The following is a 21700-nucleotide window of genomic DNA, read 5'->3' as shown; positions in this document are numbered from 1 at the left end:
ATGGGTACGAACTCAAAGCTGGTTGTAGTTACTGGTGGTGCAAGTGGCATCGGCGAGGCAACGGCACGTCGTTTCGCAACGGCCGGCGCGACCGTAGTTATTGGTGACGTAAATTCAGAGCGCGGCAAACGGATAGCGGATGACTTGCGCGAGGCGGGTCACGACGTTTATTTCTATCCGATCGATCTCGGCTTCGACAAATCGATTGATCTCTTTGCACAGAAGGTGCTCGGTACACATGGCGTGCCGTATGCAGTCGTGAATTCGGGCGGCATCCTGCAGAACGCGGTTCGCCTGCTCGATATGGATGTTGCGGAATTTGACCGCCTCTTCGATATCAATGTCCGCGGAACGCTCATGGTGTCGCGCGCGTTTGGAGGTCCGATGTGTGAAGCCGGCCAAGGCGCAATCATCAATCTCTGTTCGTTGACCACCTTCAGGGCGTCCGCGCAGATCGGCTACGCCGTCGGAAAGGCAGGTCTGAAGATGCTCACGGAAGTGATGGCCGCCGAGTGGGGTCCCAAGGGCGTCCGCGTCAACGCAGTCGCGCCGGGCTACACGTTGACGCCCGCAATGCAGGCACGAATTGATTCAGGTGAACGTGATCCGGACGCGGTCGTTCAGAAGTCGGCCCTACGCCGGTTCGTACGCCCCGACGAAGTCGCCGACACAATCTTTTATCTGTGTTCGGAGAACGCCTCCGCGATCACCGGTGTTACGTTGCCGATCGACTGCGGCTGGCTCGTCACGACGGCCTATTCGTCGTACGCGGCGCAGCCCTGAACGACTGTTGGCTAAGACGCCGGGCCGAGCGATGGGACGGTTCGGACGAGCGAGTTGGATCTCGCAGAATCGATATTGGAACAGCGCATGCCAATCGTGAGAATCGAAATGCTCAAGGGAAGAACCCGGGAGCAAAAGCAGGAATTGGTCGATGTGTTCACTTCAGAAATGGCATGTATTACGAAATGTGCCGTAACTGATGTGCAGGTCATCATCACGGAGGTTGACTCCGCACACTGGGCCGTGGGAGGAGTTCTGCCCTCGACTGTCGTTGGTGATGAGGCAGCTGCAATCAAACTAACGTTAGCCGATATGGAAACAGATTGACGGCCGTTGATAGCGGCGCAATGAGGAGCAAATTCGGCACGTACAAGGCATCGGATGTTCGGCTCGGTCTCCAACCGGCGTCCTGGCGTTCGCACGCGAGAGTGCGAGCTTTTTGCCCGGCGGTTGCCGGGCTTTTTTTGGCCACAGCTAGTGGAACTTCTCAGTTGCCAAGGATCAAACGTGAACGACAAGGCACATGACAAGACAAGCCGATACCTCAGGAAAGACGTCGATTGCAATACCGAACCTGAGCAGTCGGGCGAAGGTTGGCAACGAACTGCTACTAGTGCCAACCGCAATTGGGCGTCGGGGACCACGCTAGTGCGCTACGACTGGATGGATTCGCGTGCTCCGTTTGCATTGAGCGGCGAAGGATTGGCCTGATATCCGTGGAGATCGCGTCTTCCTCCTTTACCGTCCCTAAGCAATGGGATGGTCCGCTTGCGAGCTCCTCCGCTCGATGCGTTGATTTCAAGGAGGCGACAGTGGTCCGTCCGACGCATGTTAGAACGCTCGTTGATGCCAGGTTAATTTTGCATCCGTCGAGACGCGTTTTCGCGACGAGAGTTCGCCAAAAAAAGCCCGGCGTCGTGACGAGCGCCTGGCTTCTCAATAGCCGGCTGCCTTTACGTGTCGCCATGAGTAGGCAGGACCGGCAGTCCACGCGATCTGACGGCACGGGACTGCGTCCCAAGCCTAGCATTTGCATACCCGCCTCCAGGAGACAGGCCGTTTCAGACGGGTGATGTAAGGGCGAGCTTATCATGGGGAGGGGAAGTCGTGAGTGCCGTCATGCTGCCCGAAACGATTTATCCGGATCTATTTCCTTGCCGATGCATCGTTCACTTTTTCACGCCAAAGCCTTAGGGTAAGGCTTCGACTGATGAATTTTTCGATGCATTGCTACATCGAAATACATCGTTTGATGATTGAGCTTCGCATGGGCATGCGATTTCATTGAACGGATTGGTTTCCGTCAGCGGCTCGTCAGTGACGACACCGAAACCCGCGCCGGAACGAGTCGGCGCACGAACCAGTGCCGCCTCATTCACCCGTCCACCGCGCGCCGCGTTGATAAGCGATCACGTGGGCGAAGGGCCTCACTTTGTTGGTAGTGACGATACCGCCAGCGGCGGACCTGATCGAACACCTCTTCGGCCCTCGTTGATTCGCACGCCTGCAATTCGTGACTGAAAGGCAAATCCTCCCGGCGCGGGCATTTGGCTGAATGGTCGACCGGTCGGGGAAAACTACACCGAGCGTCGGCGACGACGTCGGTCATGCTTAGGCTGCGGTGGGGACATGCGCTTCAAGAAGCGTTGCGTCGGGTCGGGTCGGGTGAACGAAATCGCGCACATATTGTCACCGGTCCCAATGGAGCTGGCGTTGAACATGCCGCGGTCAAACGCCTTTTCGCCTTTTCCCGTTAACGATCAATGCACCGCCGTCCCAGATGACGCGATAGATGCGGACCACAAGGACGAGGCGTGGCTCCGAGGACCGGCTAAGTGTTGCGGCAGCTTTGGGAAAAGCTGCGATTCAGCGAACCGAGGCCCGAGGTCAGTTGGCTTGCTGGAGCGCGTCACGGACCGCTTCCTCCTTTGCTGAACGCGTCACGTCTTATCGGGAAAACCCGCGTTTTTCTATCCAAAAAATGAATGTGACAACATCGAAAAATATCGCTTTATCTTATTATTTCGGTGGGAAAGAATGCTTTCAACCGAGCACGATTTGCCCGGGATGGATTCATCGGTCCAAATGGAGGAGTCAAATGAAAAGCACGTTTAAAAAGCTGGTCGGTGTTGCATTGGTACTCGGATCAAGTGCCGTAGGAACTGTGGCGCATGCCGATCAGTTGGCTGACGTGAAGGCCCGCGGCACCTTGGTATGCGGCGTTCTGAGCAACCTGCCGCCGTTCGGGTTCCAGGATCCCGATTCGCGTGAGATCGTCGGCTACGACGTGGACTTCTGTAAGGGCGTCGCCAAACAACTTGGCGTTAAGCCTGAACTTAAAGTGCTCTCCCTCGACTCGCGCATTCCCGAACTGACCCAAGGTCGCGTCGACATCTTGGCAGCGGTACTCGGATACAACCCTCAGCGTGCGCAGCAAATCGATTTCTCGAAGACATATTTCGTAAGCCAGCAGGTGATGGCTGCCAAGACCAATGGCCCCTACAAACACCGCGATGACCTAGCTGGCAAGCGAATTAGCACCATCAAGGGTTCAAGTAACATTCCGGTAATCCAGCGGGTGTTGCCGACCGCTCAACTCGTTAGCTATGACGATGGTCCGTCTGCCTTCATGGCGATGGTACAGAACAAGGTCGACGGCTTCGTGCTTTCTGAAACGCTGATGCGGCGCTTCATCGAGAAGCTCGGTCCTAACGCGAAAGAGATCTCGGTACTTGTGCCGGCAGTCGGTCAGGAATATTGGGGACTTGGTCTTAAGAAAGGCGAGCCGAAGCTCCAAGAAGCTGTGAACACGGCCTTGGACAATATGGAAAAGAGCGGCGAGTCCAAGCAGATCTTCGACAAGTGGCTCGGTGACAAGTCGACTCTCAAGATGGCTCGAAGCTTCAAGACCGACCCCATTCCGACGAACTGAGGTAGAGCACTTATCGCCAGATGTCGTGCAACAGGAGTTCGCTATGCCTTTCCATCTCGATTTCAGTTCGATCTTTGCCGCACCGCATGGCGCCGAACTGATCAAGGGTGTCAAGTTCACGTTTGCGCTGACTGCCGAGAGTTGGCTGCTCGCAGTCGCCCTCGGAACCGTTTTAGCTGTTGCACGAGCGACTGGCAATGCAATCGTCGACCGACTCGTGGCCGCGTTCGTCGCCTATCATCAGAATGTGCCGATGCTAGTACAGCTTATCCTTTGGTACTTCGGCGTGCCGACGTTGCTTCCGGACAGTTGGCAAACTTGGATCAATGCGCACAACGGGGAAATGATCTTTGCCGCCATTGCGATCGGTCTTTGCATGTCGGCCTACATATCCGAAGACATCCGCAGCGGCCTTCGAGCGGTTCCTTGGGGACAGCATGAAGCCGCAAGATCTCTCGGCCTAAGCTACGGGCGATCCATGCGATATGTGATCTTGCCGCAGGCATTTCGAGTCGCATTGCCGCCGTTCATCAACCACACGATTCTCCTCTTCAAGAACACAAGCCTCGCTATGGTTATCGGCGCGGCGGAGATGACTTACGTTGTCCGCGAGGTCGAGAACCAGACGTTTCGAACCTTCGAATCATACGCTGTCGCAACGGCGTTCTATCTTGCGGTCTCTCTCTGCTTGATGGGGGCCGGTGCTGTGGCCGCGAGACGTAGCAGTGTACCGTCGAGGTAATCATGATTGACATCATCAGAGACAACTGGCTCATCTTTTTGATCGGCCAGTATCCGAACGGTCCACTTGGTGGCCTCTCGCTCACGCTAATCCTTTCGGTCCTCGGACTCGGACTATCTTTTCCCATTAGCGTCGCCATCGCATTGTGTCGCACGGGATCTATCCGTTGGCTAGCGAATGCGGCGACCGTCTTTGTCTATATTGTCCGCGGCATCCCGCTCGTAATGCTGGTCTTCTGGGCGTATTTTTTGGTACCGGTTTTGGTTGGTCACAACGTGTCAGGAGTGACGACGCTGCTTTGTACGCTTGTTCTCTATGAGGCGGCCTACCTGTCCGAAGTAATACGTGCAGGTTTGATTTCGCTTCCTAAAGGACAGACTGAGGCTTCGCGTGCGTTAGGGATCGGATATTGGCGCACGATATTCTACGTGCTGCTTCCGCAGGCGCTATTTAACATGGTACCCAGTATCGTCAGCCAACTTGTATCGACGATCAAGGAAACCTCGATTGGCTACGTTATTAGCGTGCAGGAGCTGACATTCGAGGCAAATTCAGTGAACAACAATCTCCTTACACGCCCGTTCGCTGTGTTTATGATTCTTGCCTTGACTTATTTCGTCGCCTGTTTTGCGCTCACACAGTTTGCTCATTACCTTGAGCGCCGAGTCGCTCGGAAACGTACCAGGAATAACCAAGTCTCGCCTAGGAGCCTCGAAAATGATCCGATTCTCGAAAGTCAATAAGTTCTACGGAAACCACCATGTCTTGACGGACATTACGGCCGAAGTCAAGAAGGGCGAAGTGGTTGTTGTCTGCGGTCCTTCCGGTTCTGGAAAATCAACGCTTATTCGAACAATCAACCGGCTCGAAGAAATTCAGTCGGGCTCGATTGAGGTGGATGGGAAGGATATCCATGCAAGAGCCACCAATGTGAATGATTTCCGCTCGGGCGTTGGATTCGTGTTCCAATCGTTCAACCTCTTTCCGCATCTCTCAGTAACGGACAACATATGTCTTGCTCCGGTCAAACTCGGGAGGAAAAAACCTGCAGAAGCGAGAAAAAGGGCGATGGAGCTACTGGATCGAGTAGGTCTTGCTCATAAGGCCGAGGCTTATCCACAACAGTTGTCCGGGGGACAGCAGCAGCGCGTCGCAATAGCGCGCGCGTTGGCCATGGACCCGCCAGTGATGCTTTTCGATGAGCCGACGAGCGCACTCGATCCCGAGATGGTCGGAGAAGTCCTTAGCGTCATGAAGTCGCTCGCGAAAGACGGGATGACCATGGTTTGCGTCACACACGAGATGAACTTCGCTCGGGAAGTGAGCGACACCATCTGGTTCATGGACAACGGAGTAATCCTTGAACGCGCGGAACCGAAGGAATTCTTCGTCGAGCCTAAACACGTGCGCGCTCAGGCGTTTCTGTCGGATATCCGAGCGCACTGAGAATGATCGATTTGAGCAGCGAACAAGTGGACGAACGCAGCGTTGCGGTCCTTGGCGCGGGGATCATAGGATTGTCAATCGCCTTGCGTCTACATCTCGACGGCTTCAAAGTCATCGTCGTGGAAAAAGTTGTTCCAATGGGAGGAGCGTCTTCTGGCAATGCAGGCTACCTGTCCGAAGCAAACATATTTCCGCCTGCTTCACCTGACATGCTGAAGCAACTTCCGAAGTTCATACTGTCGAAGGACGGGCCGCTACTTATCGAACCAAGCTACGCGGCAAAAATGATACCGTGGGCCGTCAGAGCGGTTTCTGCTCTGAAGCCAAACTCTTATCAGAATATCGTGTCTGGTCTCGCCGATCTAACGAGTCTGGCGTACGCTAGCTTCGACGAACTTACGGCAGATGCGGGTGCCGGACATCTGCTCAGCCGAAAAGGCGGGTTGGTGGCGTTCAGAACACTTTCTGCTCTTGAGGCGAAATCGCGCGCGCTCCCGATCTGGAATTCCTTCGGACTGGAAGCGCATCGCATCTCGGCCGACGCCATTCGTGACCTCGAACCGGAGCTGAATGAGGACATGGTTGGCGGCATCTTATTCCCTAATTCCGGGAGGTGCAGCAATCCGCGAGGTCTGGGTGAACTCTATGCTCAACGGTTGAGAGCATGCGGCGTTGCGTTCGTAAGGGACGAAGTGCGTCTCGTGGAGGACGCTGAACGCGGGGTTCGCATTCATACTGTTTCCGGTTCAAAGATCCTCTGTAAGAGGGTCGTTCTTGCTATGGGCTTTGAGACCGGTGCGCTTTTGCAACGACTCAACATCAAAGTCCCTTTGGTCGCTGAGCGGGGTTACCACCTGATGCTCCCGACAGCAGGAATCCGGCTCCAGCGACCCATTGTATTCGGAGAGCCGCATTTCGCCGCGACGCCTATGGATGAAGGTGTGCGATTGGCCGGGACAGCGGAGTTCGCCCGTGCCGACTCTCCACCGAATATGTCGCGAGCGACAATGCTTTTGAGATTGGCCAAACGATACTTACCCAAACTTGCCGGCGATGACGGCGTCCCTTGGATGGGAGTAAGGCCTTCTTTGCCTGATGGACTCCCCGCAATCGGCGTTCTGCGAAACTCGCCGAGGATTGCCTACGCTTTCGGACATGCCCATAACGGGCTGACGCTGTCAGCCGTTACGGCCCGCTGCGTGTCTGCTTTACTCCAGGAAAACAAGCCACCCGTCGCCCTGCACCGGTACCGGCTTGAACGATTCTAGTATTCCGTCCCAGAAAAAACTTTACGTAAATCAAGCATGTTCATGATCGAGTCATGGTGTGCTGGAGACGATCATGGGACGTACGTGTTGTGTCCCAGAAACAACTTTACATAACCGAGCCACCTTCTGAAGGATGGAGTCGGCGGTTGCGGTCCAGACAAACGGACGGTTATGCTGGTTGTAGCGTGCGACATAGCGCTCGATGCTGGTGATGAGTTGGCTCGCGGCACGAGACCAAGCCAAGCCCATCTGGCGGCCGTTCTTGAATCGGTTGGCATTGACGATGGTGGCGACGGCGGCCGATGCGGTAAGCGGGCCGACGCCGCACATATCCATGCAGCGCTTGGCGGCGCCATCGTGACCGGCGTGGGCAGCGATCTGGCGGTCGTACCAGGCGATTTCCTGGTCGAGCGTCCGCCACTGTGTCCAGGCGCGCATTAACGCTTCACGCGCCGTGCCGGGAGCTCGCTGGCGCCGTCCTCGACTTGTGCAACGAAGTGCCTGCGCAACCGGTCGATACCTTGCGGGATGAAAGTGCCGATTTCGGCAAGGAGTGCGCGCAGCCGGTTGACCAGCGCAGTGCGCTCCTCGACGTAGCCAGTGCGCATGCGGTGGAGCGTCAGCACGCCCTGTTGGCCTGGCGACTTGACGGGGACGAAACGCATCTGGGGACGGCTGTCAGCTTCACAAACGGCTTCAGCGTCGAGCGCGTCGTTCTTCACGCGGGTGCCGCCTTTGCGGTACGGTGCGGCGAATTTCGGGGGTATCAGCCGGACCTCGTGCCCAAGTTCGCTCAGCCGGCGTGCCCAGTAGTGGGCGGTGCTGCACGCTTCCATCGCAACGCGGCACCGCGGAAGGTTCACGAACCAGCTAAGGAACTTCTCGCGGGAAATGGTTTTGCGGAGCACCACGCGACCGGCTTGGTCGACCGCGTGAATCTGCATAACGTTCTTGGCGAGATCAATGCCGACTCGGGTAATCGCGTTCATGATGTCCTCCGTGACGGACGGTGGCGGGGGTACAGCAATGGTGGCACGGAGTGCCACCGACCACCCGGCTGCGAGGCTCCTTACCAATTCATAGTGACGGAAAACGCGGAAATGAGGCCAGGAGTTGGCCTCAAAACGCTTAAAGGGACGTTGAATTCGCATTGAATCTGCACGATGCGAAAATCTTGCGACGAGAGTCGCGTAATTGGAGCGGGGCCTCTTTAACTCGAGTGTACTTCAGCAGCCTGCTAGGTCGTGCGGGCCACGGTTTGGCTGTCAAGAATAGATTTGATGCCGCGCTTCAACGCCGTCTATGCCGAATATTTTGAGGGTGATCTGCCTGTTCGTAGCACTGTCGAGGCTCAGCTATCTAATGCGGTAGACGTAGAAATCGAGATCACGACCTTTAGCCCACCTGTTGATCGTTGATCCGCAATTCTGAGTACCTCTGTGCAACGGCTACCGCTAGTCGGGGGTGGGCTCAAAAACCTTGTGGCGTTATATGAAAAAAAGAGTACGAGTACGATCGAAAAAAATCGCTTTTTTCGTTGATATGGAAAACCTATCCTTTCCGAATCGATGCGACGCGGCCGGTGGACTTTCGAAGTCGACCGACGCAAGCAACCACCCCCGCTCTATGACATGGAGTACCGCATGAGTTTTTCTATCGATCTTTCAGAGCGCCTGGCACGCATCAAGCCGTCGCCTAGCGTAGCCGCGAAGGCGCGTGTTGACAAACTGAGAGCAGAAGGCAGAGACATCGTCGATTTCACTATTGGCGAGCCCGATCTACCGACGCCCAGCCACATCGTCGATGCGGCCGTTGCCGCCATGAGAGCTGGCGAGACCCGCTATACCGCGGCCAATGGAACGCCCAAGCTTCGCAAGGTTATCGCAGAGAAGCTGGCGAGAGATAATAACCTCGAATATCGGCCCGAGAACATCGTCGTCGGCAGCGGTGGAAAGCACGTCATCTTCATGGCTCTCTCCGTTACCTTGAACCCAGATGATGAAGTGATTATTCATGCGCCATACTGGGTCTCCTATCCGGACATGGTCGTGATCAATGACGGACAACCCGTCATCGTTACAAGTGATGAGTCGACGGGCTTCAAGCTGTCTCCTGCGCAGCTTGAGGCGGCGATCACCCCGCGTACCAAATGGCTGATCCTGAATACGCCTAACAATCCGACGGGCGCGGTTTACACTGAAGACGAGCTTGCTGCTTTGGGCGAGGTGCTCGCACGACACCCGCACGTTTGGGTACTGTCCGACGAGATCTACGAGCATTTCGTTTTCAACGGTGCGAAACATGTCTCACCGGTAGCCGCAATTCCTACCCTGCGCGACCGCGCGCTCGTCGTCAACGGTGCGTCCAAGGGGTATTCAATGACGGGATGGCGGTTGGGCTACGGTGCTGGGCCGGTAACCCTCGTCAATGCAATCACGAAATTGATTTCCCAGATGACCACGTGTCCAAGTGCTATTAGCCAAGCAGCCGCTGTTGAGGCATTTGGAGGCAGCCAGGATGCACCTCATCATGCAGCAGGACTCTTCGCAAAACGAGGGGAGTTGATGCGCACTTTGTTGAGTGACGTACCCGGTTTCGACGTCGGCAATCTGAGCGGAGCCTTTTATCTGTATCCGTCGATCACCGGTTTGATCGGCAAGATAACGCCTTCGGGTAACGTGATCGCGAGTGACGTGGACATGGTTCGCTACCTTGTAGAAGCGGCGCAGGTGGCGACTTTGGACGGAAGCGCCTACGGGCTTTCTCCCTATATTCGATTCTCGTTCGCTACTTCCGAAGAAGCGATCCGTGAAGGATGTCGACGAATTGCGCAAGCGTGCTCTGCATTGAAGTGAACCTGCTGTCGCCAGCATTGTCCTCTGGGCGAACCGTTCGCCCAGAGGACATTCCGTGAACGAGACTACGGCAACTCGAAGTCAATGCATTGACGGCAACTTCTTCTCTGTCTCGATACGCTCGACCGCCGATGTGGACCGCTTCGCTTTTGGGATTGAAGTCGTCGCCGTGTGTCGACGCCTCAGCGATCAGAACGGTTCCCTCCTAGCTGGATAGTGCCACGTTATTTATTTAAGCGACGGCGCTAGCAGATTTGCTGTGAAATCGCAACAATCTTTAGCTAACTGCGCGACTTGACTACTTAACGAGTATTGATGCTCCGAACGGAAGAGTGCCACGTAGTGCACCGGAGGAAGGGGCGGTCGCGTACGCAGAACGCGCAGAATCCCTGAATCAACCAAGTAGCCTAAGCACTTCTGCGGCAGATAGCTCACGCCAAGTCCCGACACGGTGAGGCCGATTTGAGCGATCAGATTGTTGGATACGATAAACCTCGTTGCGTTGACGCCGTTTTCGGCGAGGAACTGAGCGTACACCTGTCCGGTTCCAGAAATGTTTCCTTGAAAAATCAAGGGGAAACTCGTGATCTCCTCAAGAGGAAGAAGCGCGCGACCAGGATGAAGGGTAGGCGCGCACATCCATGCGTTGTCGACGGCACCTACCTTCGTTGACGTGAATTTTTGACCGAGTGGCGATTCCGGGACGATAACGAGATCGATCGTGTCGGCCATCAATCTTTCTCGCAGTTCGGACGTCGACTCAACTTCCGCCTCAACGATTACCTTTGGATACGTTTCCTTGATGGCTTCAATCAGCCGAGGTAGCCAAGTCAAAGCGGTCAACTCAGTGACGCCAATCCGCAAGCGCCTCACCAAGACTTCTTTCGAGCTCACGCGATCAATGATCTCGTCCCTTCGCTCCAGAAGCTCTTTTGCGTAGACAAACAGTTGGTTTCCCTTTTCGGTAAGCCTTGCCGTCCGATGCGTACGATCGAAGACGGAGAAATCGAACGCCGTTTCTAGCTCCTGGATCCGCTTCGAGATGGCAGATTGACTAGCGTTCAACTTCGCTGCCGCCTGTTCAAAAGAACCCAGCTGCACGATCCAGAACAGGGCTTCCATCTGCTTGAAAGTGAGCATGGCCACCCCCGGGGTGAAATAAAGCAATATTGTAGAGCGTTTTCGATCTCTTTTTTTCACATACGACCCTAGTTCAAAGCGAGGACCGAATCTGTTCTCGGTTCATTACCTTTATCGATCTAAATACATTTAAAAAAATCGCTTTTTCTATTGAATTTAGCGATTTAAGGTGTGGGCCATGGAGACGGTACTGCTTGTGTAGCTTCCCTAGCTAGTTCGGTAGCGGCACTCCGTACCACCGACACATTGCGCCCTAAATTCGATTCAAGGAGACAAGTATGAGCAGCGTTACCTGCACCAGAGGGCGGCGCACTGCCCGCGTACCTCTCGCGTGGCAGATCGTCATAGGCCTAATACTGGGCGTTGGTATTGGCATCGGCCTCAACCATTATCCCGAGTTCAGAGCCCAGGCAATTTCCGGCGTGTTGCAACCGGCCGGCGACGTCTTCATCAAGCTCATTAAGATGGTCGTCGTCCCTATCGTCTTCACGAGCATGGTTGTGGGAATCGCAGGCGTGGGCGACGGGAAATCGCTTGGACGCATTGGCGTCAAGACCCTTTTTTACTTCGAGGTTGTCACTACGATTGCGATCGTCCTGGGACTCGTTATCGGGAACGTGCTGCATCCTGGCATTGGCACCGATATGTCGCAACTCGGACACGCGGACATCTCGCAATACCAGCACACAACCGGTCAAGGACAGGGGCACCACGGCCTGTTGGCGCTCATCTTGAGTGTCATTCCAGACAACATCATTTCGGTGATGGGAAAAGGGGAATTGCTGCCGGTGATCTTCTTTTCCGTGATGTTCGGTCTGGGCTTGCAGTCGGTTCCCGAGGAATACCGTCGGCCTGTTGTAGCGACGCTGAAGGGGATCTCTGAAGCAATGTTCAAGGTAACGGGCATGGTGATGCTCTACGCACCGATTGGCGTCTGCGCGCTGATCGCTGTCACCGTCGCAAGCTTTGGCTTTGGGTCACTCTTGCCGCTCATCAAACTCGTAGCGGTGACGTACTTTGCCATCATCCTGTTTGCCGTCGCCGTCCTCGGTATCGTCGCACGCGTTTTTGGGTTCAATATCTTCACGCTCTTCCGCATCATCAAAGACGAGTTGATCATCGCTTTCTCGACGAGCAGCTCGGCGACAGTGCTTCCGCAGTTGATGAAGAAGATGGAGGATTTCGGGGTACCGAAGAGCATAACCACCTTCGTTGTTCCTACCGGATACACGTTCAATCTCGACGGCGCATCGATCTATCTCGGGATCGGCACGCTATTCGTTGCCCAATTGTACGGCGTGCATCTCGGTTGGCAGGAGCAATTGGTCTTGACGCTGACGATGGTGGTGACGTCTAAGGGTGCCGCCGGGGTTCCGGGTTTCATGTTTGTGATCTTGCTGACCACGCTCGCCAGCGCTGGTCTGCCGTTGGAGGGCCTCGCATTTATCGCTGGCGTCGACCGCCTGATGGACATGGGTCGCACGGCACTGAACGTGGTCGGTAATGCACTTGCTCCGCTTGTAATCGCGAAGTGGGAAGGACAGTACGACGCACAAAAGGGCAAGGCGTACCTCGCGTCTCTTGACCGATAAGCAGAGAACCAGACACATGACGGACCCGAACAGGAGACTCAAGATGAGCAGTCATGGCGAACTCTTTTCCGATTCCTTGATGCGAGAAATTAAGGACCGATTCCACCAAATCGATCGCGACTCCGACGGACGCGAGCGCCTTTTCTTCGATAATGCTGGCGGATCGTTTCGCCTGAAGCGTGCCGTCGATGCGTTAGCTTCGGCCGACTGCGTGCCGGACAACCCGGAGCGCATCCATGAACGCGCCCTCGCATTGCAGGATGTGATCGCCGTTGGCGAGGCTGACATCCGAACGATCATGAACGCACGGGACGGAAGCATTTTGACCGCGCTGACCGCGTCCGAAGCGATGTTTGAAATGATCCGGACGATCATGGAAAACACTGCAGGCTCGAACGCCGTGACTACGATTCTGGAGCATCCCTCGTCGTACGATGCGATGACGATGTACTGCGAGCGCACCGGTAAGACCTTGCGGGTGGCGCGTAGCAACCCTGAAACGGGCGGTGTGGACGTCCAGGAGATCGTTGATCTGGTTGACGAAGAGACGGCCCTGCTAAGCGTGATGTACGCTTCCAATATATCGGGCGCCAAGTTTGATCTGGCGGCCATCATTCATGCCGCGCGCGCGAAGAAACCAGACCTCTTCATTGTTGTCGACGCCGTGCAGCACGCGCCGCATGGAATCATCGATCTACAAAAGACGCCGGTCGACGGGATCAACTTCGCTCCATACAAGTTTTTTGGATGCCGCGGGTCCGGCATCGCTTGGCTCTCCCCGAGAGCGGCCGCCTTACCCCATCGCAGACTACTCGCCAAGCCACAGGGGGCGTGGCAACTGGGCACGCCGACGCCCGGTCAGTTCGCAATGGTTTCCGAGATCGTCGACTACGTCACATGGATTGGTCAACATTTTAGTGACGCTTCGGAGCGACGGGAGTTGTTCGTGAACGGCATGGAGCGGATTGAGCTTCACGAGCGCGCGTTGCTTGCTGCATTGCTGGACGGTCACGGTGCACGGCGCGGACTACGTCACATGCGCGGGCTCGAAGTCTATTGGGACCATTCGGATCTTAAGAAGCGCGATCTGATCGTTGGCATCGGCTTCCCGAAGCTTGATCCCACTGAGGCGGTCCGGGAATACGAAAAGCGCGGAGTGACGGTTTACGAACGCCTGGAAACGAGCGTCTACTCTGGTCGGATGCTGAAGTCGTTCAATCTCAAGGGTGCTGTTCGACTCTCGCCTCTTCACTGCCACTCGGTCGACGACGTTCGGCGTTTCCTCGCAATCACGGAGCAGCTTCTTGCGCTGTGAGTCCTAAGCGCAAAGACAAAGACGCCTGAAAGCGGCCCTGTTCTATTCGGAACCCCGGGAAGTCGGGGTCGAAAGCAAAACCCGCTCGCAGTTACCTTACCTGCCTTCGTGGGCGGAGGGCCATAGACTTCGTCATGGGCTGCGATCGCATCAAGCGAGATAATCGAATGAAATCTACCAAGTTCGCTAACGCATCGGAATTCGAACGTGTCACGCCTGCCCAGATCAAGCGCGCACTAGAATTTCAGTCCGCGGTACTTTGCGATGTCGCGGGACGCCGTGGAGCTTTGCATGGGCGTATCCAGCCACTCGCTCCAAGTATGGTTCTAGCTGGACCGGCATTCCCTGTCGAAGTTCGGCCCGGCGACAACCTTATGTTTCATGTTGCGTTGGCGCTGGCTACACCGGGCGATGTGATTGTTGTGGACGGAAAAGGATATCAGTCGAGCGCGCTCTTCGGGGAGTTAATGGTCACTCAAGCGATAGCGGCGAAACTCGGTGGCTTCGTGGTTGACGGCGCAGCCCGCGATTTCGCCGCACTCTCAAAAGATTCGCTTCCGATCTTTGCCGCTGGCAGAAACCCCGCAGGTCCAACAAAAGGGCTTGAGGGTCGCGTCGGCGTGCCGATCTCGATCGGAGATGTCTGCGTTGAGCCTGGCGATCTAGTGGTGGGAGATTGTGATGGCGTTGTGGTGATACCGCGTCGGGACGTTGACAGTGTACTGAATGCAGCTGAAAAAAAGCTGCAGGCAGAAGCCCAGCGTATCGCAGAAATCAAAGAAGGAATTCTTGTTTCGCCTTGGCTGAATGATGCACTCCGCGCGGCGGGCGTTATCCGTCAAGACGAGACGCTCGAGTAAGGTCTACCTATCGCGACGCCGCGGCAAAACCGAAACGCCGTTGGATTGTTGAGCGCCGGATGCCGCCACGGCAGGATTCGGCCGATCGGAGTATTCGGATCACGGTATGGGCTCTTTATCCCATTAATTTGCATTGGACGAAACCGAGGTTGTATGCGCAAAAGCCCGCTAGAACAGGTCGATGACGAATTCAGGCAGAGCTGCACTGCAGCACTGCCCGGCCATAAATCAACGAGATGTCTGACCGAATACCACGATTCGAGAGTGCGCCAGGCACCTGCGTTCGGATGGGCATGGAAACAAACAACGGATCACTATGACTGGATGGATGCTCATACGGTCGGCGACGCCTTCTCCATCTGGGGAAGTTGAATGCTTTCTTCGGAAGGCGTTACATTGATCGCGACTCGCTGTCACCTCGCATTACACGCGATGAACACGTCACGCGGTACGGCCTCGACCTCAATGACCCTTCTGGAAGTCACGCTGGCGACGCGCCTACTTGCGGATATGGGCTACGGAGCGATTTGCGACTCCGCGATTTGTGAAGCGGCTCGTGCGATTAAGCGCGCCGTGTCGTCTGGTTTGGCAAATGGTCCGTGGGGGTTCACGAACGAAGACAGCTCAGCAATCTCGTACATCCTTGAGATTTTTGAACGCCAATTAAAGGAAGCACCCGCCCCAGATATCGAATCGGCCTTCAAAGAAACAACTTCGCTGATTTGAAGGCAGCCGGTGTTGGCAGCGAAGCCGAATGCATGACCGACTGACGACGCTGTCGAGTAACTCTCATAACGTCGTCCCATGACGGCCTGTGCTTGGCCTAATATGTGCGATAGAGTGTTCATACAGCGCTCTCGCGTAAGCTCGCGATCTGGAAATCGACTTCGTGAAGGCTATGGCAGCTTCCGATCCGGAAGCAGTCACCGATATGGGCGGAATGATTACAAGAAAACGCTCTGCCTATCCTCCCAAATAACGCCCATATTGCCGAGTTCGCGCCGGAACGCTTCGGGTCTGGCACCCGCGAAGAAGCGAAAATCCTCGATGAGCACGCCGCGCAGGTCCCGCACACTTATGCCCAAGTCAAGGGCTACCGCCCTTAAGTTCGCGTTGAGCAATCTCTTCGCGGCTTCGAATACCAGCGCTGAATGCGTCTGATGCAAGTTGTCGGGCGACAGTCGCACAGCAATGCCTATGCAGGTTGCGATGCTCGCGGCAGGCTTCAGCGCGGGCGAGGCGGACCAGTTGCGCTGCGCGATGGCCGCATGGAAGCGCAAGGGCGGCCCGCAGCACTTTCACGACCGCATCGTTGAAGGGATGCTCCAGCGCGGCTACGACCGCGAGTTTGCCGAATCGATCTTCCCCTTGTGGCTCCGAGGGGATGGACTGCACTGGATCGAATGATTTCACCAAGTGAACGCAGCGCTTGAGGAGGGCATGAGGGTCGTGCCTATCGGGACCGATACGGCGGGGAGCTCTTTTGATTTTCAGCTTGCGATGCGACCCTCATGTGAACGGGCCGATCTTCGTTGGACCGGTCGTACCGCGAGCGTTTGTGCAGAAGATTGGCCCCGTTCGGGACAGTTGAACTCGCGTCTCGCCGGTCCGAACCTTGAGAGGATGAAGCCCGTGGCCAAGGCGACACGCAGTATTTCAGGCATGGCGCTCGTCGACTCCACGGTGGTTAATATAACTCGATCGGCGCGATGTCAAGTCGTGCGCAAAGGCCAACAGTAAGCGAAAGCTGTCGCGGTAGGCGATTACGGTGCGAGGACTCACGTGTCGCTGCTGCTGCAACCGTTGCGTAAAGAATTTCTGTACCAGGACGGGAAATGGTTGCACGGTTGGCTGGTTCACGATGTACCTCCCTGAGAGCGCACGAAACGCCGGGCTGCGATCCCAAGGAGCTCGGGCGTAGCTGTTTCGTACGAGTATGTGTCCGTGACCTTGGCATGCCCAAGGTAAGTCGACAGGGCGAGAATGCCGCGATCGACATCCAGTCCGCGGGCGTACCAATCCTGCAGCCGATGACAGACGAATGAGTGCCGCAGATCATGCGGCCTCGGGCTAGGACGGTCGCCGCGGGCGCGCCATTGCAAGGCGGAACGCAGTATCTTGAAGGCATACTCAACACTTCGTGTTGAGGCGGGGCGACCGTAGTCGAACATGACCGTGACGAAACAGATGTGCGGAACCACGGCACGCGGGGCGTAAACCTGCACGTGCGAAGGCCTGACAAACAATCTTGCCAATTGCCGCCGGTCCCGCCAGACCAACCCGAGGTGCCAATCTGCGAAGGAATACGTGCCGCGATGCACTTGCTCCGCGACCATCGCGGAGATATGTAGCGATTGCTGCTCCGACCTCCGATGGCAGGGGAACGTGCTCCACCATCTGCCCCTTGCCATGAACGACGAGTTCCCCCGAACGCCAGTGAATGTCGTCGAGCTGCATGGCAACTATTTCTCCGGCAAGTAGACCGAGCCGCGCCAACAACAGCAGGATTGCGTAGTCACGGCACCCAGTTGAAGTCGACCGGTCTGCAGATGCGATGAGAGCTTCTTGTTGCTCAGGCGTGAGAAACGTCGGTACAGTTGACTGTCGCCACTTACGAACTGCGGGCACGGACTCATACAGGGTCTTGGGCCGTGTAGCCGCGCAGAAAGAGGAAATGGCAGAACGAGCGAAGCGCAACTGCCATCAGCCGCGTGTACTCCGCCGATCGACCTTTGCTGTAGGCAAGGAAATGATCTCGGATCGTTACGGCGCAAAATGCATCTGACAATATACTTCCGTCATTGGCCGAGTGGCTGTCGAGAAAGTCGCGAATGAAGGGGCCGTAGACGAGCAGCGAGTTCGTCGCGAGTCCACGATCCTGCCTCAGATGGTCCAGGTATCGGCGATAAATGCGCGCAATCTCGGACTGGCCGCCCAACGTCGGCGAACACACAATGGCTTCCGCGCGCAGATAGGCAAGAAACTGCCGTAAGGTGGGACGCGCACGCTGGACGCGGTCTCGTGAAGCGTCGATCATGCGATTCATAAAACGAGCCGTGACAGACTCATGGAGATCAATCAGGTCGATGTTGCCGTTCTTCATCCACCCAGAGAACGCACACAGGACTCTTCGTTTCTTGCGAAGCGATACCTCGGAATAGTGTGCCGTCCGTAGACGATCAAGAAATGCATCGATGTGATGGTCCGGCAGCCCACCGGATTCGCTGACTGTGCGTGTCGCATTCATCTGATCTCTCTTGGCCCGCGCGATAGCCAGCCTGAGAAATCATATGTTTATGCCGACACAGCGATCGTGAAAGGCCATACCCACCGCCACGCGTATGCATGACGCGGCATAATCGGGGAGTCGGCATAACTGGATTGAGAACCAGATCCGTCCCTGGGCGACGGGAGGAACTGGTTGTTCGCGGGCTCGCTTCGCGCCGGCGAACGTGCCGCTGCCATCATGAGCCTGATGCGCTCGGCACAATCGAACGGGCACGATCCGCTCGCCTATCTGAAGGACGTGCTCACGCGCCTGCCAACACATCGCGCTTCCGACATCGAACAGTTGCTTCCTCACTGCTGGGCTCCCGCGTTGCCCGATCGCAACTAGCCAACTCGCTCCCGTGCCTTCACCGGGCGCTTCCCACGATCAGGCATCAGGGCGCCTGAAGTCGACAGGTTCATTCATCGGAAGGTCGACTATTGCGTACGAGTTCGTTTAACCAATTCTTAGTCGTAGCGTTGCCATCGGTGAACTGCAACCGCGTCTTGAAGAACTAAATTGTGTCGATGAGAGTGGCTGCCAGCGGTATGACAGCAAGGCGGCAATGTGTTGCCCCTGTCGCAGGCAGGTGCGTGAGGATATCCTTGAGATACACGCGCGGGTTGTGCTCCTCAAGTTGAGCCGAGCGGATCAGGCTTATGATGCGAGTGCCGCGCTGCGCCGCTCCCGTCGTCCAGAAACACGTGAACTGATGGGACGAGACGTTTCTCAGCGGCGACCGGCAGTTCCGCCCAGCAGGCCCGAGATCCCGGTCTTTTTCAACTCTGGCGACGACCGAATCTCTCTGCGTAAAGACATCGTCATTGACCTGGGGTCAACGTCCTCGGGTTTCCCCGTGCCGGGTAGCGGATCCATTGTGCAGGAGAGTTCCTAACCGATCATAGGGCCGCTCTCCTTCATGTGCGGGTTTGCCCTCCCAATACCGGAGTGGTCTCGTTCAGGAAACAGCGATATACTGGTGTATCGTCCGCTTCTTAATTTTGCGCTCTGCTTATTTGCGACATCGCGAGCAAATCATGGCTGACAAATCCACGGACATCTTCACGCCCGAAGACCTCGACCAGCGCCTTCCGAAAACGGCTCAGGTCTACGAGCTGCTGCGCCACGCGATTGTGTCCTGCAGGCTGCCGCCGGGCGAGGTCCTGAACGAGAAGGAGCTGTCGCGTCAGCTCGATATTTCACGAACGCCCATACGGGAAGCCATTCTACAGCTTGCAGCTCAGAAACTCATCGTCATCAAGTCGAGTTCCGGGACATACGTTAGCCCTATTCGATTGAACGACGTTCTCGAAGGTCAACTGGTCCGAGACGGACTTGAAGCTCGCACGGTGGCCCTTGCCGCGCGGTACTGCACCAGTGAGTACGCGAGCCGGCTTGACGTATCGCTGTATCAACAGCGCCTCGCCGCAAAAGCAAAAGACACCGACCAGTTCTACGCGCTCGATGAGGAGTTCCATAAACTCATCTGTGATTGCTCGGGCTTCCCGAGTCTGTGGACACTACTGAACGGCGCGAAGGGACAACTGGACCGCGTGCGCCGACTGGCATTTCCGGTGCAGGCTCACTTCGACGAAGTCGTGAAGGAACACACTGCCTTGATCAATGCCATCAAGGGGCACGACGAGGAGCGCGCGGTAGTCCTGATGCGCACGCATGTGGACGCCATCGAAACGCTTGAACATCTAATCCGGAAGCGGCGCAACCTGTTCCACGGTGATGTCACGCAGGATCTTCAGCGCTTCAAAGACGTTCTGAGAACCGCACAGCACGTCGACGAATAGCCAGTCAATCTCCGGAGCGGTGCACACCGTGCACCGGCAGCGGCTCATAATGCAACAACAACGTGGTCCGCCCGCTGGTATTTCAAATGCGAAGGATTACCCGTAGGGGTTGGTACGAACTTTGCTTCTGTTTCCGTATATACCAATATATCGGTGTATTTGAACTGTCTGTGTGTCCTGGAGGTGCCATGTCTGAATACTGAAATTTGTTGACGACGGAAGGGTGGGGGAGACAATTACTGTCAGGAGCCTTGCTTTCCGTCGAACTCGCGTTATGCACGCTGCCATTCGGGCTTTGCGCCGGCCTGCTACTGGCTAGAGGGCAGGACTCAGAGGGATCCGGGGTGGCGCGCTTCTGCACGGCGCTGGTCACTATCTTTCGCGCGCTTCCAGAGTTGTTGACGATTTTCATCGTCTACTACGGCGGTCAGATTGCACTTCAGAAATTGCTCCCGTTGGTCGCTATCACCTCGCCGGTTGAAATTAATGGTTTTCTTGCGGGCATGCTCGCTTTGACGCTTGTTTTTGGCGCGTTCTCCAGCGAAGTCTTCAAGGCGGCGCTGCACGCCGTACCTCGCGGCCAGCACGAAGCCGCCCACGCACTGGGCCTGTCCGGCGGTAAAGCTTTCGTCAGTGTTGTCTTCCCACAGATGTGGCGAGTGGCACTTCCCGGCTTGGGCAATCTTTGGCTGGTGCTCCTAAAGGATACATCGCTCGTCTCTGTCATCGCGCTGCCAGACCTGATACGACAAGCCAATCTCGCGGTGAGTGCAACGCGTGAGCCGTTCTTCTTCTATCTTGCTGCCTTCCTGATTTACCTGGTTGCATCCATCATCTCGGGTCAAGGTCTGAGCCGGCTCGAAATCCGCGCGAACCGTCCGTACATGGTGATTGGCAAATGAACTTTCTCGACCTTCTCAACCAGTACGGCCCGGACTTCGGTCGGAGCCTCGGCACCACACTCGAACTGGTCGGCATTTCGGTGCTTGCCGGTGCCGTGCTCGCTTTGCCAATCGCAGCCGGCCGTCTCAGCCCAAACCGCTTCGTTCGCAAGAGCTTCTTCTGCTACACGTATCTGTTCCGAGGTACGCCGCTTCTCGCCCAGGTCTTTCTGCTTTACTACGGCGCAGGCAAGTTTCGCCACGAACTGCAGGCATTCCACGTTTGGTGGATTTTCCGGGATTCCTTCTGGTGTGCGGTCCTTGCCTTTGCCGCGAACACGTCGGCGTATCAGGCGGAAATATGGCGAGGGGCGCTTCAGGCTGTTCCTTGGGGGCAGTGGGAGGCAGCGCACGCCCTTGGCGTTTCGCGCTCAGTCGCATTCGTCCGCGTCATTCTCCCGCAAGCCACGCTGATTGCTCTGCGGCCACTCGGTAACGAGCTCATCCTCATGCTCAAGGCTTCGTCCATTGCGAGCGTCATCTCTGTTCACGAACTGATGGGCGCAACAGGTATCGCATTCGCGCGGACCTTCGATTTCCAGTTCTACTGTGGGCAGCAGTGCTCTATCTGGTGCTGGTCGAGGGTATTCGCCGGTTGTGGACAGTCATCGAGCGCAGACTTGGCAGGCACGTCATCAAGCCAGAGCGACGGTCAACGAAGAGTCAACCGCAGCCGACGGAGCAAGTTATCCAGGGCTTGAGCGCCCACTGAAAATCACGAAGACGCGCAAGCGTGTTCCGGGAAGGAAGGAGCTT

At 56.3% G+C, this 21700-nt stretch carries 21 protein-coding genes and 4 pseudogenes; 18 read left to right on the top strand and 7 right to left on the bottom strand.

The genetic code is table 11. From position 1 onward, the window contains the following. Together AB3X95_RS29700 and AB3X95_RS29695 are read left to right on the top strand one after the other, a co-directional pair. Window positions 1–783, top strand: coding sequence for an SDR family NAD(P)-dependent oxidoreductase (locus tag AB3X95_RS29700; protein ID WP_368593231.1), 783 nt, complete (start codon window positions 1–3; stop codon window positions 781–783). A 54-nt stretch (window positions 784–837) separates the two neighbouring features. Further along, window positions 838–1110: a 4-oxalocrotonate tautomerase family protein gene (locus AB3X95_RS29695; protein ID WP_368593232.1), complete on the top strand. Its 273-nt coding sequence runs from the start codon at window positions 838–840 to the stop codon at window positions 1108–1110. A gap of 950 nt (window positions 1111–2060) precedes the next feature. On the opposite strand, the pseudogene AB3X95_RS29690 reads toward AB3X95_RS29695, so the two are convergent. Beyond that, window positions 2061–2189, bottom strand: a pseudogene (locus AB3X95_RS29690) (glycerate dehydrogenase); the annotation flags it as partial. A 692-nt stretch (window positions 2190–2881) separates the two neighbouring features. On the opposite strand from AB3X95_RS29690, the gene AB3X95_RS29685 reads away from it, so the two are divergent. Genes AB3X95_RS29685 through AB3X95_RS29665 form a run of 5 tightly spaced genes read left to right on the top strand, consistent with a single transcriptional unit; the run spans window position 2882 to window position 7171 of the window. Continuing rightward, window positions 2882–3715, top strand: coding sequence for an ABC transporter substrate-binding protein (locus AB3X95_RS29685; RefSeq protein WP_368593234.1), 834 nt, complete (start codon window positions 2882–2884; stop codon window positions 3713–3715). Window positions 3716–3758: 43 nt separating this feature from the next. After that, complete coding sequence (locus AB3X95_RS29680; RefSeq protein ID WP_368593235.1) at window positions 3759–4457, top strand: amino acid ABC transporter permease; 699 nt, start codon at window positions 3759–3761, stop codon at window positions 4455–4457. Window positions 4458–4459: 2 nt separating this feature from the next. Further along, window positions 4460–5200: an amino acid ABC transporter permease gene (locus tag AB3X95_RS29675; RefSeq protein ID WP_368593236.1), complete on the top strand. Its 741-nt coding sequence runs from the start codon at window positions 4460–4462 to the stop codon at window positions 5198–5200. After that, window positions 5175–5903, top strand: coding sequence for an amino acid ABC transporter ATP-binding protein (locus AB3X95_RS29670; RefSeq protein WP_368593237.1), 729 nt, complete (start codon window positions 5175–5177; stop codon window positions 5901–5903). The genes AB3X95_RS29675 and AB3X95_RS29670 overlap by 26 nt, the downstream gene beginning before the upstream one ends. 2 nt (window positions 5904–5905) lie before the next feature. Next, window positions 5906–7171 (top strand): NAD(P)/FAD-dependent oxidoreductase, encoded by a 1266-nt coding sequence (locus AB3X95_RS29665; RefSeq protein ID WP_368593238.1) that lies wholly within the window; start codon window positions 5906–5908, stop codon window positions 7169–7171. A 51-nt stretch (window positions 7172–7222) separates the two neighbouring features. Here AB3X95_RS29665 and AB3X95_RS29660 read toward each other — a convergent pair whose 3' ends face one another. Continuing rightward, entirely contained in the window at window positions 7223–7609 is a 387-nt protein-coding gene (locus AB3X95_RS29660; protein WP_368593306.1) for a hypothetical protein, read from the bottom strand. Next, window positions 7609–8160, bottom strand: coding sequence for an IS110 family transposase (locus tag AB3X95_RS29655; protein WP_368593239.1), 552 nt, complete (start codon window positions 8158–8160; stop codon window positions 7609–7611). The genes AB3X95_RS29660 and AB3X95_RS29655 overlap by 1 nt, the downstream gene beginning before the upstream one ends. A gap of 255 nt (window positions 8161–8415) precedes the next feature. Between AB3X95_RS29655 and AB3X95_RS29650 the strand changes: the two genes are divergently transcribed. Together AB3X95_RS29650 and AB3X95_RS29645 are read left to right on the top strand one after the other, a co-directional pair. After that, on the top strand, window positions 8416–8589 hold the full coding sequence (locus AB3X95_RS29650; protein ID WP_368593240.1) for a RidA family protein: 174 nt from the start codon (window positions 8416–8418) through the stop codon (window positions 8587–8589). Between the two features lie 225 nt (window positions 8590–8814). After that, the gene (locus tag AB3X95_RS29645) at window positions 8815–10026 is read left to right on the top strand and encodes a pyridoxal phosphate-dependent aminotransferase (RefSeq protein ID WP_368593241.1); all 1212 of its coding nucleotides are present in this window, start codon (window positions 8815–8817) and stop codon (window positions 10024–10026) included. 228 nt (window positions 10027–10254) lie between these two features. Here the strand turns inward: AB3X95_RS29645 and AB3X95_RS29640 are convergent, their stop codons facing one another. After that, the gene (locus AB3X95_RS29640; protein ID WP_368593242.1) at window positions 10255–11166 is read right to left on the bottom strand and encodes a LysR family transcriptional regulator; all 912 of its coding nucleotides are present in this window, start codon (window positions 11164–11166) and stop codon (window positions 10255–10257) included. Between the two features lie 278 nt (window positions 11167–11444). On the opposite strand from AB3X95_RS29640, the gene AB3X95_RS29635 reads away from it, so the two are divergent. From AB3X95_RS29635 to AB3X95_RS29615, 5 genes and pseudogenes are all read left to right on the top strand, one after another. Further along, on the top strand, window positions 11445–12758 hold the full coding sequence (locus tag AB3X95_RS29635) for a cation:dicarboxylase symporter family transporter (RefSeq protein ID WP_368593243.1): 1314 nt from the start codon (window positions 11445–11447) through the stop codon (window positions 12756–12758). A gap of 43 nt (window positions 12759–12801) precedes the next feature. Beyond that, entirely contained in the window at window positions 12802–14073 is a 1272-nt protein-coding gene (locus AB3X95_RS29630) for an aminotransferase class V-fold PLP-dependent enzyme (protein WP_368593244.1), read from the top strand. A gap of 167 nt (window positions 14074–14240) precedes the next feature. Then, window positions 14241–14933 carry an RraA family protein gene (locus tag AB3X95_RS29625; RefSeq protein ID WP_368593245.1) on the top strand — a complete coding sequence of 231 codons (693 nt, stop codon included), beginning with the start codon at window positions 14241–14243 and terminating at the stop codon, window positions 14931–14933. A 372-nt stretch (window positions 14934–15305) separates the two neighbouring features. Next, window positions 15306–15659: a hypothetical protein gene (locus AB3X95_RS29620; protein WP_368593246.1), complete on the top strand. Its 354-nt coding sequence runs from the start codon at window positions 15306–15308 to the stop codon at window positions 15657–15659. Between the two features lie 471 nt (window positions 15660–16130). After that, window positions 16131–16298: pseudogene (locus AB3X95_RS29615) on the top strand (hypothetical protein); the annotation flags it as partial. Window positions 16299–17063: 765 nt separating this feature from the next. On the opposite strand, the gene AB3X95_RS29610 reads toward AB3X95_RS29615, so the two are convergent. Next, entirely contained in the window at window positions 17064–17561 is a 498-nt protein-coding gene (locus AB3X95_RS29610; protein WP_368593247.1) for a tyrosine-type recombinase/integrase, read from the bottom strand. 4 nt (window positions 17562–17565) lie between these two features. Continuing rightward, on the bottom strand, window positions 17566–18180 hold the full coding sequence (locus AB3X95_RS29605; protein ID WP_368593248.1) for a hypothetical protein: 615 nt from the start codon (window positions 18178–18180) through the stop codon (window positions 17566–17568). A gap of 124 nt (window positions 18181–18304) precedes the next feature. Here AB3X95_RS29605 and AB3X95_RS29600 point away from each other — a divergent pair. Beyond that, window positions 18305–18549: pseudogene (locus tag AB3X95_RS29600) on the top strand (transposase domain-containing protein); the annotation flags it as partial. 177 nt (window positions 18550–18726) lie between these two features. Here AB3X95_RS29600 and AB3X95_RS29595 read toward each other — a convergent pair. Then, window positions 18727–18865 (bottom strand): annotated as a pseudogene (locus AB3X95_RS29595) (transposase domain-containing protein); the annotation flags it as partial. A gap of 373 nt (window positions 18866–19238) precedes the next feature. Here AB3X95_RS29595 and AB3X95_RS29590 point away from each other — a divergent pair. The 3 genes from AB3X95_RS29590 to AB3X95_RS29580 all read left to right on the top strand — a co-directional run bounded on the left by AB3X95_RS29590 (window position 19239) and on the right by AB3X95_RS29580 (window position 21645). Continuing rightward, window positions 19239–20003 carry a GntR family transcriptional regulator gene (locus AB3X95_RS29590; RefSeq protein WP_368593249.1) on the top strand — a complete coding sequence of 255 codons (765 nt, stop codon included), beginning with the start codon at window positions 19239–19241 and terminating at the stop codon, window positions 20001–20003. Between the two features lie 206 nt (window positions 20004–20209). Beyond that, window positions 20210–20905 (top strand): ABC transporter permease, encoded by a 696-nt coding sequence (locus AB3X95_RS29585; RefSeq protein ID WP_368623239.1) that lies wholly within the window; start codon window positions 20210–20212, stop codon window positions 20903–20905. After that, on the top strand, window positions 20902–21645 hold the full coding sequence (locus tag AB3X95_RS29580; protein WP_368593250.1) for an ABC transporter permease: 744 nt from the start codon (window positions 20902–20904) through the stop codon (window positions 21643–21645). The genes AB3X95_RS29585 and AB3X95_RS29580 overlap by 4 nt, the downstream gene beginning before the upstream one ends. Window positions 21646–21700 lie beyond the last annotated feature (55 nt).

Source organism: Paraburkholderia sp. BR13444 (genome assembly GCF_040948755.1).
Lineage (GTDB): Bacteria > Pseudomonadota > Gammaproteobacteria > Burkholderiales > Burkholderiaceae > Paraburkholderia > Paraburkholderia youngii.
Note: the sequence above shows the minus strand (reverse complement) of the source record. Positions and strands in the feature narration are given on the sequence as shown.

Coding starts and splice junctions, on each gene's coding strand:
- AB3X95_RS29645 (WP_368593241.1), top strand. CDS start 8,815: ATGAGTTTTTCTATCGATCTTTCAGAGCGCCTGGCACGCATCAAGCCG.
- AB3X95_RS29625 (WP_368593245.1), top strand. CDS start 14,241: ATGAAATCTACCAAGTTCGCTAACGCATCGGAATTCGAACGTGTCACG.
- AB3X95_RS29660 (WP_368593306.1), bottom strand. CDS start 7,609: ATGCGCGCCTGGACACAGTGGCGGACGCTCGACCAGGAAATCGCCTGG.
- AB3X95_RS29605 (WP_368593248.1), bottom strand. CDS start 18,180: ATGAATGCGACACGCACAGTCAGCGAATCCGGTGGGCTGCCGGACCAT.
- AB3X95_RS29635 (WP_368593243.1), top strand. CDS start 11,445: ATGAGCAGCGTTACCTGCACCAGAGGGCGGCGCACTGCCCGCGTACCT.
- AB3X95_RS29675 (WP_368593236.1), top strand. CDS start 4,460: ATGATTGACATCATCAGAGACAACTGGCTCATCTTTTTGATCGGCCAG.
- AB3X95_RS29665 (WP_368593238.1), top strand. CDS start 5,906: ATGATCGATTTGAGCAGCGAACAAGTGGACGAACGCAGCGTTGCGGTC.
- AB3X95_RS29670 (WP_368593237.1), top strand. CDS start 5,175: ATGATCCGATTCTCGAAAGTCAATAAGTTCTACGGAAACCACCATGTC.
- AB3X95_RS29630 (WP_368593244.1), top strand. CDS start 12,802: ATGAGCAGTCATGGCGAACTCTTTTCCGATTCCTTGATGCGAGAAATT.
- AB3X95_RS29590 (WP_368593249.1), top strand. CDS start 19,239: ATGGCTGACAAATCCACGGACATCTTCACGCCCGAAGACCTCGACCAG.
- AB3X95_RS29640 (WP_368593242.1), bottom strand. CDS start 11,166: ATGCTCACTTTCAAGCAGATGGAAGCCCTGTTCTGGATCGTGCAGCTG.
- AB3X95_RS29580 (WP_368593250.1), top strand. CDS start 20,902: ATGAACTTTCTCGACCTTCTCAACCAGTACGGCCCGGACTTCGGTCGG.
- AB3X95_RS29700 (WP_368593231.1), top strand. CDS start 1: ATGGGTACGAACTCAAAGCTGGTTGTAGTTACTGGTGGTGCAAGTGGC.
- AB3X95_RS29655 (WP_368593239.1), bottom strand. CDS start 8,160: ATGAACGCGATTACCCGAGTCGGCATTGATCTCGCCAAGAACGTTATG.
- AB3X95_RS29680 (WP_368593235.1), top strand. CDS start 3,759: ATGCCTTTCCATCTCGATTTCAGTTCGATCTTTGCCGCACCGCATGGC.
- AB3X95_RS29620 (WP_368593246.1), top strand. CDS start 15,306: ATGCTTTCTTCGGAAGGCGTTACATTGATCGCGACTCGCTGTCACCTC.
- AB3X95_RS29685 (WP_368593234.1), top strand. CDS start 2,882: ATGAAAAGCACGTTTAAAAAGCTGGTCGGTGTTGCATTGGTACTCGGA.